We start from the raw sequence: 16,639 nt of genomic DNA on the forward strand, positions 1-16,639 counted from the left end.
CCTGACTCCTTTTTTGACGACCCTGCAGCCGTTTAGTTGGCGATGCGCCTCCGTCTGACCAGCAGCATCACGACCAGCAAAGCGACGAGAACGGCGAGCGCATAAAAGCCGTAACGCCTTGTCACTTCTACGATCTGCCACATGTTCTTGCCAAACAAAAAGCCCACTTCATAGAAGCAAAAGGTCCAGACGAGACCAGTGGTATAGGAAAACATCGCGTAGCGGCGGTACTTCATCCCGCCGGTCGCAACGATATAGGGGACAACGTGTCTGACTACCGGCAGCAAGTAGCTGAGGCACAGCGAAAACGCCCCGTATTTGTGAATTAACGCAACGGAACGTTCGATATGCCGCTCCATTTTTTTCTTGCGCGACAACCACTTCAGAATCGGCTTGCCAAACAACCGCCCGAGCAAATAACCGATTGACAACCCCGAGACGACCCCAAGGTAGTCAACCAGAAAGGTGTACACCGGGTCGAGATACCCCTGTGAAGCGACAAAGCCTCCCGTCGCCACCACCAATTCGTCAGGAATCGGCAAGCCGACAATCCCCAACCACAGTAGAAAAAACAGAGCAAAATAGCCGTACTGTTCGATCAGCGAGATCAGCAGATCGAGATTTATCTCCATAACATGTGTCCCCTATCCGTTTCATCCATGAGCCGAAAATGTTTTGTACAGTGGCAGAAATAACGAATCATATGCTCCCCGGGCGTCATACATTCCTTTTATGCCCAAAATTGATGGGACGATTCTATTCTTGATACGCAGAAACCGGGCAAAAAGTTACAAGGGAGTGCGGACGTTCCTTTATCCCGCGATCGAAACGGGCCGGTCCACGACCACAAACGTATTATCCCTGCTATCTGTATAAGGATAGTAGACAACCAGCGTATAGTCGCCCTCTGCCATTTCGCCGTTTTTCAGCCAGCGTTCGACATCAAACGAGACCGGCGTGACAACTGTTCGTTTAAAGTACTCTTTTTCATTTGCTGCGTGGTCGGCAAAGTCCTCCCGCAGCCGCTCACGCTGGGCCTGCACCTGTTGGAAGGCCGCCTTGAGTTCCGCCTTCCCCGTGTCCTCATCCCACCAGACTTTGCGCGGCCGGTACTTCTGATGAATCAGGTAGTCGTACCTCATCAAGCTTTCTACATGATCCAGCCCGTCTATCTGACGATTCCCCAGGAAATGATGCAGCCGGCTAAACAAGTCCTCTAGTTGATGTCCGAACCGGCTCCAGCCCTGCTGCTCCCAGTAATCGCCAAACTCCTGAAAGAAGTCGAAAGCGGAAGCAAAGTGGCGGGAAATCACCCATTCCAAGGTGTTGTCCATCCGGTGGGCATTCCAGTATTTCTCCAACACATCTTCGACCCGCTTGATTCGCATCATATCCTCAAAGCTCAAACAGTTGTTGCCGAGGATTTCGTAAGGCGCTTCGTCCATGTAGACGTAGTCGTACTGGGCCGCCCGCGCACGCATGCCGGTTCCCCGCAGCATCTTCAAAAAGCCGAGTTGAAGCTCCTCCGGCCGCAGCGCAAACACGTCGTTAAACGTCTTGCGAAAAGACTGGTAGCCCTCCTCGGGCAGGCCGGCAATCAAATCGAGGTGCTGGGCGATTTTCCCCGATGCCTTGATTTTTCTCACCGTATTGCTGAGCCGTTCGAAGTTTTGGATGCGCTGGACGAGCCGGTTCGTCTCGTCATTGGTCGACTGAACGCCAATCTCGAAGCGGAAAATGCCCGGCGGCGCGTTTTCCGTCAGAAAGTCAACGACGTCGGGACGGAGGATGTCCGCCGTGATCTCAAACTGAAAAACCGTCCCGTTGTGATTGTCGATCAAAAACTGAAAGATCTCCAGCGCGTACCGCTTGTGGATGTTAAACGTCCGGTCGACGAACTTGATCGTCTTCACCCCGTAGTCGATCAGCCGTTTGAGATCCTGCTTGACCCGGTCCAGATCAAAGTAGCGCACGCCGTCTTCGATCGAGGAGAGACAGTACTGGCATTTAAACGGGCAGCCGCGCGAAGCCTCGAAGTAGACGACACGGTTTTTCAACTCGTCCAAATTCTCCGTGTAGGGGGATGGGATCGAGTTCAGGTCGGCGATTTGTCCGCGCGGCATGGAGAAGCGAACCCGTTCGCCGTCGCGGTAGGCGATCCCCGCCACCTCTTTCAGCCGGGGGGCCAGGCCGCTTCGCCGTGCCTCGTCATACGCCTGACACAGCTCTAAAAACGTCTCTTCCCCTTCTCCCATGGCAATGACATCGATAAACGGATACTCTTTCATCCAGAAGTCCGTATCGTAGGATACCTCCGGCCCTCCGAGCACAACCGGAGTGTCAGGGCACACCTTTTTAAAGTTGCGAATGACATCCAGGGTCTCCCGGATATTCCAGATGTAACAGGAAAATGCGACGATGTCCGGCCGCCGCTGGAACAAATCCCCGACCATGTTCATGGTGACGTCATTGATCGTGTACTCGACCAGCTCGACATCGGAAAATACCGGCTTCACATAGCTGCGCAGGTACCGGAGAGCCAGGGATGAATGGATATATTTGGCATTTAGTGTGGCTAATACGATTTTCAAGCCCGCTCACCTCTTTTTCTAGCATTCGATTATAGCAAACAGACGGTGATATGGGCAAATATACGCCTATCCCTGTTTTTTCAATTCCCTGACGACATGCCCCAGCTCCGGGACGATCAGCTTCTCCATCGCCAGCTTTACGGCCCCCGATGACCCAGGCGTGGAAAAAATCGCCCGGCCGCGGTATGTGCCGGCGATCGCCCGGCTGAGAATCGCCGCAGAACCGATGTCTTCCGTGTAGCTGAGATAGCGGAACAGCTCGCCAAAGCCAGGCAGCTCCTTCTCCAGCAGCTGCTTGACAGCCTCGTACGTGGTATCGCGCGGGGCGATCCCGGTCCCTCCGTTCAACAGGATGACGTCTACCTGCGGATGTCCTGTCCCTTCGAGGATTGCCTCTGTAATCTCGCTCTGCTCATCCTTGACGATGCGGTACAGATGTGTCTCATGCCCCGCGGCCGCCAGCAGGGATTTCATCAATGCGCCGCTTTTGTCCGTCTCTTCGCTGCGGGTGTCAGAGACGGTAATCACCATGCAGCCGACAGATTTCGGCGCTTCTGCTTTGTGTTCGCTGGTACTCACTTGCTGGATTCCTCCCTGTCATACGGACTTTTTTGCGTGAATGGTCGTATCTACAGATTCTTGGCAGTGCTGTCGTTTCCCTGCTGGCTGCCTCTGGGCAGAGAATAAAGAATACCCGAAGCGAAGCTCCGGGCCTTTTTGCTTTTGGATCCCCCTGACCAACTGTTTTATTTCTTCATGAATCAAACGGATTTCAGCGCTTTTAGCGATCATCCGCTTTCTACCGGGACAGGCCCGAACAGCCCGAGCAAACAGGCTTCCATCTGCTGCTTGGAGCCGACTCCAAACTTTTCTTTTAATTTGGCGAGCAACCCGGTAACATGGGCGGCCGCGAAGCTGTGTCCCTGAAAGTTGAACTTCTGCATCGGCCCTTCCAGCCGCCGGGGCAGCCCTGAAGCGAGAAAGGAAACCGGCTCGTCGGGATTGTAAAAAAACAGCTCACCCGTGCACTGCCGTGCGGCTTTGACGCCAAATGCCGAATCGTAGCAGCCGGGCCACAGCAGGCCGTTTTGTTCGTCACAGGCGGCCACAATGATCACTCCCGCCGCCGCAGCCTGAGCGCAGACCTGCTGAAATTCGCCGATATCCCGGCGAACGCCGAGACTCAGGTTGATGAAATCGATTTTTGCTTCGATGCACCACTCGATCGCGGCGCAGAGCACCTCGATGTGCGCAGTCAAGGTATCGTGAAAGATTTTGAGCGACCACAGTTCCGCTTCAGGCACCTGCTCATTGAGGACGCCGGCCACCGCAGTTCCATGTCCCAACTGATCGGTATGATCGCAGGTGAGCAGGATCCTCCCCCCGGCATCTACCTGGAAGGCAGCCCCTCCGGCAATTTTGCCGGTATGGGGATGCCACTCATTGATGCCGCTGTCTATTTGGGCGATGCTGATTCCCTTTCCTTTGCCAAAGTCACGCTCAGCCATGTAATAGCGTGACAGAGCCATGCTGATCCCCTCCTTGAGCTTGATCGTGCGGCCTGATTTTTCCCTCAGCCACGTGCAGCAAGCGATCCACCCACATGATGTTTTGCAGGCGATGAGTGATGATGATAACCGTTTTGTGTTTTAACCGTTCCCTGATCTGAGCAAATAGTCGGCACTCCGATTCCGCGTCCAGATGGCATGTGGCCTCGTCGAGGATCAGCACATCCGGGTCCCGCAGCAGCGCATGGGCGAGCAGCAGGCGCTGCTTTTGCCCGGCGGACAGCCGCACTCCCTTTTCTCCCACCTGTGTCTGCAGCCGCTGCGGCATTTGTTCGATATCCTGCCAGAGGCCGACATCTTCGAGCACGGCCTGCATCTGCCATTCGTCGATTTCCTGTCCGCCCAGTTTGAGGCATTCGGCGATTGAACCGTACCACACCGGATGGTCGTGGGCGACGAGGCACACCTTGCGGTTCCAGCAGTCCCGCTTGATGGCTTGGATATCGATCCCGTCTATTGTGATCACGCCTGCGGTAGGTTGAGTGACTCTGGCGAGGAGATCGGCAAGCGTGCTTTTGCCTGCCCCGCTCTCGCCGGTTATGCCGATCATCTCGCCTTTGGCCAGGCAGAAATCGAGCTGCTGAAAAATCGGCTTCGTCGCCTCATGCCAAAACGAGACCTGCTCGAAGCGAATGAGCAAACCCGGCGACGACAGCTTCCTCGACCCGTCGCGCTCCAGGGGAAGCCCGAGAAACTCTCTGACGCGCCGCACCGCCACTCTGCCTTTTTGCAGGCGGATGTACAGCTGCGCAAAGCCCTGGACAGAGGCGTACAAACTTGCTTGATAAGCGGTAAAGGCAAGCAGTGTCCCCAGGCTCATCCCTCCTCCGAGAACCTTGAACCCGAGTAGCCAGATGATGCCGATGGTGGAAACGAGCACAACCACTTGCGGAACGCCCTGGGCACACGCTCCGATCAGAGTGACCTTCAAGCTCTGTTCATTCAGCTTTGTCAACTCATCCCTGTATCTGGCTTCCAGCCAGGGCTGCAGATTCGATGCGCGGATAAAGCGGACTGAGGCCAGCGTGTCGTAGAGAAAGCTCTGGTTGCCGGCGGCCAGCTCGCGCAGGGCCATGTTGCTGGCAAACAGGGTGTCGCGAAATTTTTGCGTTCCCCAGATCAAAAGCGGCAGCAGCAGAAAACAAACGAGCGTCATTTTCCAGTCCAGCAGCAGGAGAAAGCCGACATTCAGCAGAAACGCAAGGCTGATGCTGACACACTGCAGCAAGCTGTCCGTGTACAGGCGCTGGGTCTCGGCCAAATCCTCGTTGACGCGGGAAATCACATCCCCAACCCGCTTGCCTGCGTAAAAGGAGTACGGAAGCCGAAGCACATGCCGGTAAAAAGCGGTCCGCAAATCCAGCATCATCCGCAAGCTCATTTTGACGTAGCAAAATTTGGTCAGCAGCGATATGCCCAAGGCGCAGGCCATCAGCAGGACAGCCAGGCCCATCGCCTGCGAAAAGGGAAACGTACGCCGCAGAAATACTTCATCGATCACAAACCTGCCGAACAGCGGCTGGACCGTCGCAAGCGCCAGCGAGCAGATGTTCAGCAGCAATACGAGCACAAGCGGACCCATGTACGGCCTCTGAAACGGCAGCAGCTTCTTTTCCATCTGACTCACCGGTAGTAGCACATGAGTCCGGCGTCGCAAAACTGCGGTTGATTTCTCAGCTTTTTGGCTGTCTTGATGACCGCAGCCTCGCTCGCCTCGGCTTTCACCTGGTCAACAACCGTCCGCACCAGTTGAAGGCTGGCCAGTTTCCGGTAGGGGGCGCCTTCCCGACCGACGATTTTCAGCGAATCCACCCCGAGCTGATACAGCTTGGGGATCGCACACAGCCCGCACGGACCGAGCGGCAGTCCGTCTTGGGCCACCTGACAGCCGCAGTCGTTGACAAACCAGACAAACTCGCGGTAATCCTGCACCTGCTGGGCCAACTTCGCCTGTTCCGCAGCACTCAGCCGCTGATCGCCGTCCGCCGGGAAATACTCGTAGTCCCACTGCGCCTGAGAGCAAAACGCTCCCGCCGAATGCGTCGTCAGGCAGAAGCTCTCCTCGTACACGCAGCCGTCGTTTAGGACGAACACCTCCAGTTCGATGCCGTCTCCCGCAGCCGCCCGCAAAGCCGGGATCTCGCTTGGCTGTACGCTGCGGGGCAGGACGATTCGTTCCGCCTGCAGCTGTTTGTACAGGGCAATGCTACCCGGATTGATCGGCGCGGCGACGCTGCTGACGTGAATCGTCGCCTGCGGACAGCGCTCCTTCATCGCCACCATCAAGCCGATATCGCTGACGATAAACGCGCCGACGCCAATCTCATCCGTACAATGCGAAATCAGCTCGAGGAGCATCGGATACTGCCCTTCCACATAAGCGGGAGCATTCAAGGTCAGGAATACGGGTATGCCATAGCGGCCCGCCAAATCGACGGCGCGCTTCAGTTCCTTCAAAGAGGGCAGTCCGGCAAAAGGGTTTCTGCGGTTGATCCACACGCCCGGCGAGTACTTGTGAATCCATTCCATCGGCGTAATTCCGCAGTAAAGCTCTTCAGCGCCGTTCTCCGCCAGCATTTCCACTTCGTCTGCCGAACCCAAAGGAGCTAATATTTTCATCGCTGCATCGCACCTGCCTCCCCTGATCAAATCGTTACACCGGAATCCTCGGGCTGTACACAACCCTTGGCCGCTCAACCGCCTGCACGCCGCGCAATCCGCTTCTGACCAACTCCCGCGTATGCGCGTAAAAAGCAGTCGTCCCTTTTTGCACGATCCGGGTTTGCATGTCGCTGTGCTGCCGGTTTTTCAGCTCGTACACGTAGCGCTGGCACTCCTGTTTGCACTTCGGATCGCCGCGGAACTTACCCGCTTTCGCCGTTTCCATAAACCCGACCATGCAGGCGCTCCCGCTGGCCACGCAGCCGAAGGGAAAGTGGAAGGAGGTTAGCAGCGGCGCTTCCCACTCTTTCATGGAAGGCACCTCGTTGCCCTGGATCAATTCGTCAAAATCGAGTCCGACCACGTTCCCCCGCTGCAAAAACGTTTGAAACCACGCGGACAAAAGGCCGGTTCGCTGGAAAAACTTCCGCCCTTCCTCCGGGGCCTTGTCGTTAGCGTAGTAGTGGGCGACGCGCGGGTCGCGGATCGTCTTGTTCAACAGCCTGCCGATTACGACATCGAGGCGGGGCAAGTGCGTCTGGATGTGATGGTAGACGCCCCAATCGTTGACGACCACCTCCACCCGCTCTCCCGTACTCGCGGCCGCCCCGTCCAAGTATGCCAAGATACTGACGAGCTGGGTAAATTTTTCACGGTGCGCATACGGAGTGGCAAAGGTGAAGGCGAATCCGCTCTCCCGGCAGTACGCCAGCGCCTTTTTCACCAGAGAAAGCGGAGGCAGCCGGTACTGGCAAAATTCGGAACCGAAGTAAATCCTCTCGGGCCTCTTCGGCTTGGCAAATGCCGCTGCCCATTCCTGAAAAAAGACTTCCTGCAATTCCGCTTCCATCGGGTTCTGCCGCGAAAACGGCAGCCACGGCTCTTCCGCCAGGCAAAGGTCGCGAAACGACTGAACGGAAACGGCAAACTCGACCATCGGATAGGCACCTCCGTTTTCTCCTGCCTACTGCTGCTTATCAATCTTGACGACCTGCAAGTCCCACCCGTCTGTAGGCAGCGTGATGATTTTCTCTACCTGCAGCTCGGTGTTTGCGACGATGAATTCATTTCCTCCGCCAGCCAGGTACAATTTTGTTTCATCGGCGCTCAAGTCGATGGCATAGGTGCTCCCGTGCGGCGGATGCGAATCCTTCAGCACCTTGCCCGTCTTCATGTCTACCTTGTACAAGTGGTTGAGCACGACATAGCCGTACTGCTGGTTCCGGTCTACTGCGGCGGAAAACATCCCGACCGGATCTTTGTCGAACTCCAGCGTCTTCAGCTCTTCCGTTTTTAAATTGAACCAGAGCAGCCCTTCCGTCACCCGGCCGTCCGGATACGACTTGACGAGTGGAAACGAATTGAACCCGGTGTGACTGCGGGGCCAAATCAGGAGGTAGTTTCCGATGCCATCCTCGGGTTTTTGCGGATGCTTGATTCCATGCAGCAGGGACAGTTTCATCTCTTTTACATCCAGCGTGTACAGATCATAGCCCCAGACAAATACCGTGTTCGAATCGTCCGGCTTCCACTGCAGCACGTGGATCCCGTACGGGGCTTCGACGCTTCTGACGACTTCTTTCGTGCCGAGATCAATCTCGAGGATTTTGCTCGGCAGTACCTTGAAGATGTTCGTTCGCTTTTCCCCCTGGGTGACAAAGGCGTACGCTTTGCTGCCGTCCGGTGAAATGGCGCTGCCCCAGACGCGGCGGTCAAGCAAGCCGTTGTCCGTCCTGCCGGTCAGCTTGATCTCATCGATCACCTTGTTTCCCAGCGTGTCGATGACGTACAGCGAGGTTCTGCCGTTGGCAAGTGCCAACGCCTTCTTTCCGTCCTTGGTAAAGCTCAGATCGCGAACCGGCCCGTTGACTTTGATACTGGCAACCACTTCCGGCTTGGCCGGATCGACGACCGTTACCTCACCGTAGCCAGACACGAAGACTCTCTCCATATATCCCGAATTGGCTCCACTGACCGGATGTCCCTCCCCGAAGCTTAAGAAAAAGCAGATGGCGACGATGAGATACGTTCCTATCAACGCTTTTTTGATCATCAGTTGCTCATACACCCCTCTTTGCCGATGCCGCTGATCCGGTCGAGAAACGCCGGGTTTTTTTCGAGAATTTTAACGTATGTCTGCAGACCGAGCGTGATCCAATCATGCATCCAGCTGCAGTAGTGGGCATTGGGGCGGCGGTAATCGCCCTGCCTTTCCATCGCTTCGTAGTAGCAGCCGCCTGAGCAAATATGCTTGAGCGCACAGAATGTACACGATTCCTTCCGGTCGACGTGCAGCTCAGCCAGCACTTCCTGCTGTCTGCGGCGATGTAAGCCAAAGTAAATATCACCTAGTTTAAACTGTTCATTTTCGTTAAAACGGTGGCAGAGGTACAACCCGCCATCCGGACTGACCGCAAAAAAACCCAGACCGGCGCCGCAGCCATACGCTTTATTCGTTCCTGTATGCAGTTCCTTCAGCAGATTGGTCAGATTGGAAAAGCCCAGATACTCATTGTTTACAGCCGCTTCGACATACAGCTCGGCCAGCTGGCGAAACTGCCGCAGCAGCTCGGCCAAATCGTCGTCGCCCAGGGCAAGCTCCATGTTCGATTCGGTGACGGGCGCGAAGCCCACCTCGTAAAACCCTTTGGCGAGCAGATGCTCAAGCGACGTCTCCAGCTTTTCAAACCCTTTGGCCACGGTCACCCGCGTGCCGATGGGCGCCGTTGTATGCGTTTCGAGCAGCTTGGCGACGTTTTGGCTGGTGCGGTCGTACGAGCCCTGCCCGCCTGCCATCGGCCGGTTCCTGTCATGCGCTGCCTTGGTGCCGTCCATGCTCACGGAGGTGCCGATTTTGTACTTGTGCAGAAAGACCATCTGCTCTTCCGTCATCAGCGTTCCGTTGGTGGTGAGGGAAAACGTGACCGTTTTTCCCCACCTCTTCGCCTCTTCCACAGCGTGCTCGACGATGTGCTTCAGCACTTTCCAGTTGAGAAACGGTTCGCCGCCAAACAGCACGATCGTCACCGACTTTTCGTCGAAGCTGTTTTCCAGCAAAAAGCGAATCGCCCGCTCGGCGGTTTCGATCGACATGTACTTCTGCGGCGCACCGTACTCTCCATCCCCGGCATAGCAATACGTACACCGCAGGTTGCAGGCATTGGCCAAATGAAACACCAGCGTTTTGACCGGCAGCCCCTCCGTGCTTGCCGGCACCGGCGGAGTAGCGGTAAAACGCTTCAGCTCCGTCTCTGCCAGGTCCAGAATTTCCAGTCGGGACAACTCCGCCAACATCTGCCTGTGCCGAGGGGCTGCATCTGCTCCTACTTGAGCGAGGTACTCATCGACGTCCAGCTCCACAGTATCTCCGCTTCTCGTGCCGTTCTGTTCGGCATACCGGACAAATTCCCTGGAAAGGTGATCCAGCTGGACGATATTTCCGCTCAAACCGTGAAACAAATACTCACTGCCGCTTACTTCAAATGGAATGTAGTTTCGCAGCTGCGCAGTTCCCAAATCGGAACATCTCCCTTCCTAGTGAACGATGTTGTTGTAGTCCGGAACGGTGGACACAAGATGGGCTTGAGCAGAAAACACCTTGCCGTCAACTGCCGCTTTGGCTACGACTGTTGCGCTTCCGACGTTTTCCTGGGTGTATTCCCTTGCCGGATTGATCCCTTCCGCCTTGGGCGTGTACAGGCCGTCTTGCTCAAGCGTCCCCAAATACTGCAGGTATTGGCTGTTTGCTCCTTCGGGATAGGCGGCCAATGACCACTCGGCGTCGACAGCGTCCAAGGTCAGGTCGTCGTCAGTGCCCTGCTTGCCGTCTTTTCCCTTGCTCATCCCGTAGGCGACAAACTGGGTGCTGACTTTATTCATCGGGCCTTCGCCGCCCATTCGCGCTACCCCGTACGCCGGGGCAATCTTGATATAGTCGACTTTGTCGTACACGACGAGTTCCTTGTGAACGACCGCTCGATCGGTCCCGATGGCAAACGAACCGATGTCGGCGCTGTCCGCCGCTGTCAAGCGAAGCTGCGCCTGTTCGTCAGCGACCACGTCGATCTCCTCTGCCGTTACGCCTGTGGGCAGATGCAAATCGGACGCCTTCAGCTTGCCGAGGTTCATCCCGTAGAGAGTGACCTGGTTCGTCGCTCCTTTTTTCAATGCCCTTGGTTCAAAATGGATAATTTCCGGCTTTTCCGTTTGCAGCTTGTAATACGTTTCTTCCCCGGCAAGGCCCGAATCGCTCTTCTCTGACCAGTCGCCTTCAATCACATTCCCCTGCCCTTGCACATTGTAGGTTCCCTTCAACTCTCTTCCTGCCGCCTTGTAGTCCGCGCGTACCATAAATCCGCCGTAGAGCTTAATCTCGCCCTCCAGCTGAACGGACGCCTTGCTTTTCAGAAACTGAATCTGCTTCTGTTCCTTGTAACCGCTTTCCGTTTTCTTGAACTGGCTCTCTCCCAGGTAGAATCCTTTTGTTCCCTGAAATCCGGCTACTTTCCATTTCCCTTGCAGATCGTTCTCGCGGCCTTTCCACTTGTCCCACTCCGGCGTCTGGAGCGGATACATTTGCGCCAGATACTCCAGTGCGGCTTCCGCTTCAGCCGGCCAGTCCATATGGCGGTGGTTCAGATAGATCGAGGGAAACATCACCAGGTGGAAGTCCTTCAGGTTTTTCCATTCCTCTTCCGAGCGGCGCTGCGCTTCAAACCGCCCGGCTGCGTGGCACGTAATGCAGCTGCTCTGCACGTTCGGATTTTGCGGCAACGGCTCGGCATAGGAAGGTTTGTCTGCCAGCCAATACTGCACCTTCTCCGCTTCTTCCGGAGCCAAGCCGCGCTCCCGGCTCAAGTCGGCCACCAATTGCTCGCGTTCCGCTGCCGACAATTGAACGCCGTGAATGCGTTCCATTCGGGCAATCGTCTGTGACCAGCCTTCAGGGCTTTTTCGCACGTATTCGATGCGGGCCAGTTTGCCGTTCTGGTCGACAGCGTGACAGCTCATACACGATTTTTCCACCTGCTTGCTGACATGCACAACCTCTTTTGGCGGATCATCATGCCGGTCGCTCGTCTCCTGCGAGCCAGACAATTGCGAGATGATGATCGCAACTACGACGACTGCGCACAGCACGGCCAAGATTCTCGTTTTTGTCATCGCGGCACTCCTCTTACGGCTTCACGTATTTTAATTTGCGCCAATCATTGGCTGCCACCGGGCATTCATCCGCCCAGCTTCCGTAGTTCGTCAGCCCGTCAGGCACCTGGGCCGCCCACCAACAGTCGCCGTAACAGCCGTAGATGTCGCGGTAATGCGGCTGGCATAAGCCGTCGAGCCCCATGGCGGAAAAGTCCGTCTCCCATCCGGGATCAAACAGATTGGCACATCCCATCGGCAGCAGTGAAAGGCCCTCCACCTCCGGCGGTTTTTCCGTGTTGACAACCCGTTCGATCATTTTCCCTTTCCAATTTAATGAATGGACATGCTTCATAGCCCAACCCCTTTCTTTCTTTGTACATCTGGCCTATAATCAATCGTAAGATTATTCAGTCAAATCAACGTCAAACCCTGATCAAGTTTCGCTGATTTTTTTGTCAATTTTCAGACATATGATGACACCTTCGTATCCCCGGCGGCAGACCGGCGAGGGGAACAACAAGACTGGAGGGATCTGATGTGGATGAAATCCTGATCGTAGAAGACGACAAAGACATACAAAAGCTCCTGTCGCTCTGTTTTGAACAGGAAGCCCTCCCCTATTCCGTAGCCTCTACCGGCAAAGAAGCGATTGAACAGGTGAAAAAAAGGGCGCCTTCGTTGATCCTGCTCGACATGATGCTGCCCGATATCGACGGCATTTTGGTCTGTCAACAGCTGCGCATGCTGACCACGTCTCCGATCCTTTTTGTCACCTGCAAAAACGGAGACAACGACAAGATTCTCGGCCTCAGTATCGGGGCAGACGACTATATCGAAAAGCCGTTTAACATCAGCGTGCTGCTGGCTCGTGTCCGGGCCCACCTGCGACGAAACCGGATGCTGAAAAAACAGCAGGCCAAACAAGACCAAAGCATTCACTTTGACCACATGATCATTAACGCCAGCGCCCGTGAAGTCTTGCGTGACGGAAAAAAGATCCACCTGACCGCCAAAGAATTCGATCTTTTGCACTTTTTGACGCAGCACCCCAACCAGGTGTTCTCGCCTGAACAACTGCTGGACAAAATCTGGGGCATCGATTCATTCGGCGAAAAAAGAACCGTGATCGTGCACATGTCGAGCTTGCGCAAGAAAATTGAGGAAGATCCGTTGAATCCCCGTTACATTGTGACTGTGAGAGGGGTTGGATACAAATTTGTGGAGGCTGCAAACCATTAAGACATCGTTTTTTCGCAAAATTCTCTCTTTTACCGCCCTGCTATCGTCTGTCCCATTCATTGTCCTCGGTGTTTACAGTCTGTTTCAGGTCAATGACTTGTCGGCCAGAATGACGGAAAATCAAATCAAAACCACGATGGATGACGCCTTGGAGCAAAAGTTCGCCCTGCTGGAAAAAGAGGCGGAGCTGATCAACATGGAATTTCTCAAAGTGGAGGAGAACTTGAAACTGCTGCAAAAGCAGGCCGAATACTTGTTTGCCAAAAGCGGCAAGCATCCCGATGCGCTTCCCGACATTCAGCTGATGCAGCGTCCCCAGGGGTACCGCTGGGAACCGTTCGCCAATCCGTACGAGCAAGCCAATATTTTCGTCAGTGCCAGCGCTTCGCCCAAGCTGACGACGGGCGAGCTCGGCACTGCCAAAGAACTTGAGCCCTTGATGATGCAGACGAACCGGAACAACTCCATGCTCAAGGCGGTGTTTTTTTGCTTTGCCGAATCCGGCTGGATCATCTACCCGGCGATGAATGTCGACTACGAGGTTGCCATCAACAAACTGCCGCCCGATATTAAGGTCCAGGATTACGAATTCTACTATCTGGCGGATGAGCGGCATAACCCGCAGAAAACGATTACATGGACCAATCCGTACAACGACGTCACCCACTGGGAAACGGTGACGACCGCATTGATTCCCGTTTACCTCCCGTCGGGCAAACTGCGCGGTGTGCTGGGGGCCGATTTTCCCGTCGCCTACATAGACGACCGGATCCTCCACTTAAAATTTAAGGAGCCCCACGCGTTTGCCTTCATTCGGGACAAGCAGGGGCATTTCATCGCCGGGCAGAAGAACAGCCTGCCGTCCGCGCTTTTTTCACAGGGGTCGCTCGCATCGTTTCCACCGTCAGCCAGCGATGACAGCAGCACCGCGAGAAGCGAAAACGCGGCCAAAGGCATTCGGAAAATGTCCACTCCGGAGGGAAATTTTTATGTCATGTTTGCGCCGATTTCGAGCAACGGCTGGGTGCTTCACTTCGTCATCCCCGAGTCGGATATCATCGATCCGGTTATCAAAAATGCCAATGAGCAAACGGCCATTCAGATGGAGGCGTTTGCCCGGCGTCTGTTATTCTTTCTGTTCTTAGGCTCGGTGACCGTCATCCTCTTCTCCTACCATTTCTCCCGGACTGTGACGGAGCCGGTCAAGCAATTGACGAAAGCGACCCAGGAAATCGCCAAAGGCCATTACAGGATCGCCATTCCTGTCACCGTACATGACGAAATCGGCCATCTGACGGAAACCTTTAACTCGATGAATGTGACGATTGACAAGCTGATCCGCGAATTGACCGAGCGGGCCAACGAATTGGAGGAACGGGTGGATGAACGCACCAGAGCGCTGCAGGAAGCAAACGCCCAGCTGACAGAGACCTTTGACCGTCTGAAAAAATCGGAACTGGCCCGAACCGAGTTAATCGTCCAAATCTCACACGATTTAAAGACGCCGCTCACGTCCATCAAGGGCTACGCCCAGCTGATCAGCGAGTACAGCTTTTCGCCCGAGCAGCAAAAGGAGTACATGCAGCTGATTCTGTTCCGGATCAACCACATGATCCAGCTGATTGAAGATTTGTTCGAGATTTCCCGCCTGGATGTCAACGAAACGTACGACAAGGAGTGTCTGCCGATTGGCTTTATCCTCGAACACGCTCTGGAGATTGTCACCGGCAAGGCGGAGAGCACAAGCATTCAGATCCAATGCGACTGCCCCGACGATCTGCCGCTCGTCCATGTCGACCCGAAAAAGCTGAATCGCGCGCTGGTCAACATTTTGCAGAATGCGATCAAATACTCCCGCGATAAAGGGGAGACGATCCTTCAGATCAACGCTTTTCAGCAGGATGCCCGCTTGCTGATCGCGATCACAGACAACGGCGCGGGCATCGCTGCGGAAAATCTCGAAAAAATTTTCACGCCCTTTTACCGCGAGCCGCAGCACCACGGCGTGCAGATAGCGGGAAGCGGCTTGGGGTTGACGATTGCCAAAAAGATTATCGAGGGCCATCAGGGAGACATCTCCATCCGCAGCAGCGTCGGGGTGGGGACGACAGTGACGATCGCCCTGCCTGTGTCGGAGCAGGAGTGGGCCATTTGAAATCGGCCAGGGCCAGGACCTGCCGTCTGTCCATCAGGTCGGCGATATAGCCGGTTGCTTCGATGCCTTCTGCCCCAAGTTCCTCGGCCCGCTGGTAGATCTGCTCCGTCGTGGCAGCTATCGCCAGCCTTCCGCCCAACCGGCCGATGATGGCTGCCGCCGCGAACCCGATCCCCGATTGGCTCCCCGAGCCGGTGACGAGACAGACTTTGCCATCCAAGCGCATAAGTGTTTGCAAGGATTTATGCTCCTTTCGGTTGTTCCGTTCCAACTCATCATTCCCCCAGTCAATCGTATTCGTTATAACTTATTACTAACATATCGTCAGAAAATTTTGTAATTAGAGATTTGGCATAACGCCACTCAAACCCGGAAATGGTTACCTAATTTGTGGTAAAATATTCCCGTGGGTGAGGTGAATTCGGATGTCCTTTGGAGCTATTGTCATTGAGTGGAACAACCTGATACTGCAGGCAGCAATCATGCTTATTTTGATCGTTATGGCTATCGGAATCGCGGTCCTGTTCTCAAAAAAACTGGGAGGAAGGCAGGGGAAGGCACAAGAGCTGGAAGCGGGCTCGGAGACGATCGAACAAGAACACAGAAAGTGAGTACGCTCAAATAATTCGGTGTTATTTTCCCGCTTTGTCCGATATACTAGCATGAGGTGATATTGCTTGATTGCGAGTGTATGGGATGCTGTCGTCGCTCTGGTGCAAAAGCTGGGTTACCCAGGCATTTTTCTCGCGCTCGTCGCTGAAGGGATGGGACTTCCTTTTCCGGGAGACGCAGCTTTGGCGTTCTTCGGCTTTCTCTCCAGTGCGAAGCAATTCGATTTGGGATATGTCGTCCTGATCGCTTCACTTGGCAGCGGTACGGGTTCGTTAATCGCCTTTGCCCTTGGCAAGGTATACGGACTGCCGCTCTTGACCCGATACGGAAAGTACTTGCTGATTTCTGATCACTCCATTCAACTGACTACCCAGTTCACAAAAAAATACGGCCCGCTGGTGCTGCTCTTGGGCCGCTTGCTGCCCGGCGTACGGACGCTCTCCTCGTATGTCGCCGGCGTCGGAAACATGAGTTGGCTGGCTTTCACTGTCTACAGTTTTGCCGGCTTTTTTCTGTTCTGCACGTTCTGGATCGGCGCAGGGTATTTGCTCGGGGAAAATTGGAGACTGGTCGTTTTGATGTTAAAAGACTACTTGGTAGGAGCCGCAATCGCGGTTATACTACTAGGTGGAAGTATCTACATCTGGAGAAAGCTACGCTTAAGATAG

The 16,639-nt window shown here is 54.9% G+C and carries 16 protein-coding genes; 4 read left to right on the forward strand and 12 right to left on the reverse strand.

The genetic code is table 11. The annotated features are described in order from the left end of the window. Nucleotides 1–32 precede the first annotated feature (32 nt). From HGBM_RS06515 to qhpC, 11 genes are all read right to left on the reverse strand, one after another. Nucleotides 33–632 carry a DedA family protein gene (locus tag HGBM_RS06515; RefSeq protein ID WP_019120285.1) on the reverse strand — a complete coding sequence of 200 codons (600 nt, stop codon included), beginning with the start codon at nucleotides 630–632 and terminating at the stop codon, nucleotides 33–35. 180 nt (nucleotides 633–812) lie between these two features. After that, a complete protein-coding gene (locus HGBM_RS06520; RefSeq protein WP_019120286.1) occupies nucleotides 813–2,591 on the reverse strand; it encodes a B12-binding domain-containing radical SAM protein in 1,779 nt (592 codons plus the stop codon). A 66-nt stretch (nucleotides 2,592–2,657) separates the two neighbouring features. Continuing rightward, nucleotides 2,658–3,170, reverse strand: coding sequence for a MogA/MoaB family molybdenum cofactor biosynthesis protein (locus tag HGBM_RS06525; protein ID WP_019120287.1), 513 nt, complete (start codon nucleotides 3,168–3,170; stop codon nucleotides 2,658–2,660). A 209-nt stretch (nucleotides 3,171–3,379) separates the two neighbouring features. Further along, nucleotides 3,380–4,120: a S8 family serine peptidase gene (locus HGBM_RS26820; protein WP_019120289.1), complete on the reverse strand. Its 741-nt coding sequence runs from the start codon at nucleotides 4,118–4,120 to the stop codon at nucleotides 3,380–3,382. Further along, entirely contained in the window at nucleotides 4,092–5,777 is a 1,686-nt protein-coding gene (locus HGBM_RS06540; RefSeq protein WP_019120290.1) for an ABC transporter ATP-binding protein, read from the reverse strand. The genes HGBM_RS26820 and HGBM_RS06540 overlap by 29 nt, the downstream gene beginning before the upstream one ends. Nucleotides 5,778–5,782: 5 nt before the next feature. Beyond that, complete coding sequence (locus HGBM_RS06545; protein ID WP_019120291.1) at nucleotides 5,783–6,778, reverse strand: peptidase U32 family protein; 996 nt, start codon at nucleotides 6,776–6,778, stop codon at nucleotides 5,783–5,785. A gap of 34 nt (nucleotides 6,779–6,812) precedes the next feature. Then, nucleotides 6,813–7,757, reverse strand: a complete 945-nt coding sequence (locus tag HGBM_RS28850; RefSeq protein WP_019120292.1) for a hypothetical protein — start codon at nucleotides 7,755–7,757, stop codon at nucleotides 6,813–6,815. 27 nt (nucleotides 7,758–7,784) lie between these two features. Beyond that, on the reverse strand, nucleotides 7,785–8,873 hold the full coding sequence (locus HGBM_RS06555) for a hypothetical protein (protein ID WP_019120293.1): 1,089 nt from the start codon (nucleotides 8,871–8,873) through the stop codon (nucleotides 7,785–7,787). After that, a complete protein-coding gene (locus HGBM_RS06560) occupies nucleotides 8,873–10,336 on the reverse strand; it encodes a radical SAM/SPASM domain-containing protein (RefSeq protein ID WP_019120294.1) in 1,464 nt (487 codons plus the stop codon). The genes HGBM_RS06555 and HGBM_RS06560 overlap by 1 nt, the downstream gene beginning before the upstream one ends. Before the next feature lie 18 nt (nucleotides 10,337–10,354). Then, the gene (peaA, locus tag HGBM_RS06565; RefSeq protein ID WP_019120295.1) at nucleotides 10,355–11,983 is read right to left on the reverse strand and encodes a quinohemoprotein amine dehydrogenase subunit alpha; all 1,629 of its coding nucleotides are present in this window, start codon (nucleotides 11,981–11,983) and stop codon (nucleotides 10,355–10,357) included. A 13-nt stretch (nucleotides 11,984–11,996) separates the two neighbouring features. Continuing rightward, on the reverse strand, nucleotides 11,997–12,317 hold the full coding sequence (gene qhpC, locus HGBM_RS06570) for a quinohemoprotein amine dehydrogenase subunit gamma (RefSeq protein ID WP_019120296.1): 321 nt from the start codon (nucleotides 12,315–12,317) through the stop codon (nucleotides 11,997–11,999). Nucleotides 12,318–12,502: 185 nt separating this feature from the next. On the opposite strand from qhpC, the gene HGBM_RS06575 reads away from it, so the two are divergent. Together HGBM_RS06575 and HGBM_RS06580 are read left to right on the forward strand one after the other, a co-directional pair. After that, entirely contained in the window at nucleotides 12,503–13,204 is a 702-nt protein-coding gene (locus HGBM_RS06575; RefSeq protein ID WP_019120297.1) for a response regulator transcription factor, read from the forward strand. Next, nucleotides 13,182–15,359, forward strand: a complete 2,178-nt coding sequence (locus tag HGBM_RS06580; RefSeq protein WP_019120298.1) for a HAMP domain-containing histidine kinase — start codon at nucleotides 13,182–13,184, stop codon at nucleotides 15,357–15,359. Before HGBM_RS06575 ends, HGBM_RS06580 begins: the two co-directional genes overlap by 23 nt. Here HGBM_RS06580 and HGBM_RS30250 read toward each other — a convergent pair. Continuing rightward, the gene (locus HGBM_RS30250) at nucleotides 15,256–15,597 is read right to left on the reverse strand and encodes a hypothetical protein (protein ID WP_147512814.1); all 342 of its coding nucleotides are present in this window, start codon (nucleotides 15,595–15,597) and stop codon (nucleotides 15,256–15,258) included. The genes HGBM_RS06580 and HGBM_RS30250 overlap by 104 nt on opposite strands. Nucleotides 15,598–15,784: 187 nt before the next feature. Between HGBM_RS30250 and HGBM_RS06585 the strand changes: the two genes are divergently transcribed. After that, on the forward strand, nucleotides 15,785–15,970 hold the full coding sequence (locus HGBM_RS06585) for a hypothetical protein (RefSeq protein ID WP_019120299.1): 186 nt from the start codon (nucleotides 15,785–15,787) through the stop codon (nucleotides 15,968–15,970). 66 nt (nucleotides 15,971–16,036) lie between these two features. Further along, a complete protein-coding gene (locus HGBM_RS06590; RefSeq protein ID WP_019120300.1) occupies nucleotides 16,037–16,639 on the forward strand; it encodes a DedA family protein in 603 nt (200 codons plus the stop codon).

It is taken from the genome of Brevibacillus massiliensis (assembly GCF_000311785.1).
GTDB lineage: Bacteria > Bacillota > Bacilli > Brevibacillales > Brevibacillaceae > Brevibacillus_C > Brevibacillus_C massiliensis.

Bases quoted from the DNA above. Each gene is read 5' to 3' on its own strand.
- HGBM_RS06515 (WP_019120285.1), bottom strand. From the start codon at position 632: ATGGAGATAAATCTCGATCTGCTGATCTCGCTGATCGAACAGTACGGC.
- HGBM_RS26820 (WP_019120289.1), bottom strand. From the start codon at position 4,120: ATGGCTCTGTCACGCTATTACATGGCTGAGCGTGACTTTGGCAAAGGA.
- HGBM_RS06540 (WP_019120290.1), bottom strand. From the start codon at position 5,777: ATGGAAAAGAAGCTGCTGCCGTTTCAGAGGCCGTACATGGGTCCGCTT.
- HGBM_RS06545 (WP_019120291.1), bottom strand. From the start codon at position 6,778: ATGAAAATATTAGCTCCTTTGGGTTCGGCAGACGAAGTGGAAATGCTG.
- HGBM_RS28850 (WP_019120292.1), bottom strand. From the start codon at position 7,757: ATGGTCGAGTTTGCCGTTTCCGTTCAGTCGTTTCGCGACCTTTGCCTG.
- HGBM_RS06555 (WP_019120293.1), bottom strand. From the start codon at position 8,873: ATGATCAAAAAAGCGTTGATAGGAACGTATCTCATCGTCGCCATCTGC.
- peaA (WP_019120295.1), bottom strand. From the start codon at position 11,983: ATGACAAAAACGAGAATCTTGGCCGTGCTGTGCGCAGTCGTCGTAGTT.
- qhpC (WP_019120296.1), bottom strand. From the start codon at position 12,317: ATGAAGCATGTCCATTCATTAAATTGGAAAGGGAAAATGATCGAACGG.
- HGBM_RS06585 (WP_019120299.1), top strand. From the start codon at position 15,785: ATGTCCTTTGGAGCTATTGTCATTGAGTGGAACAACCTGATACTGCAG.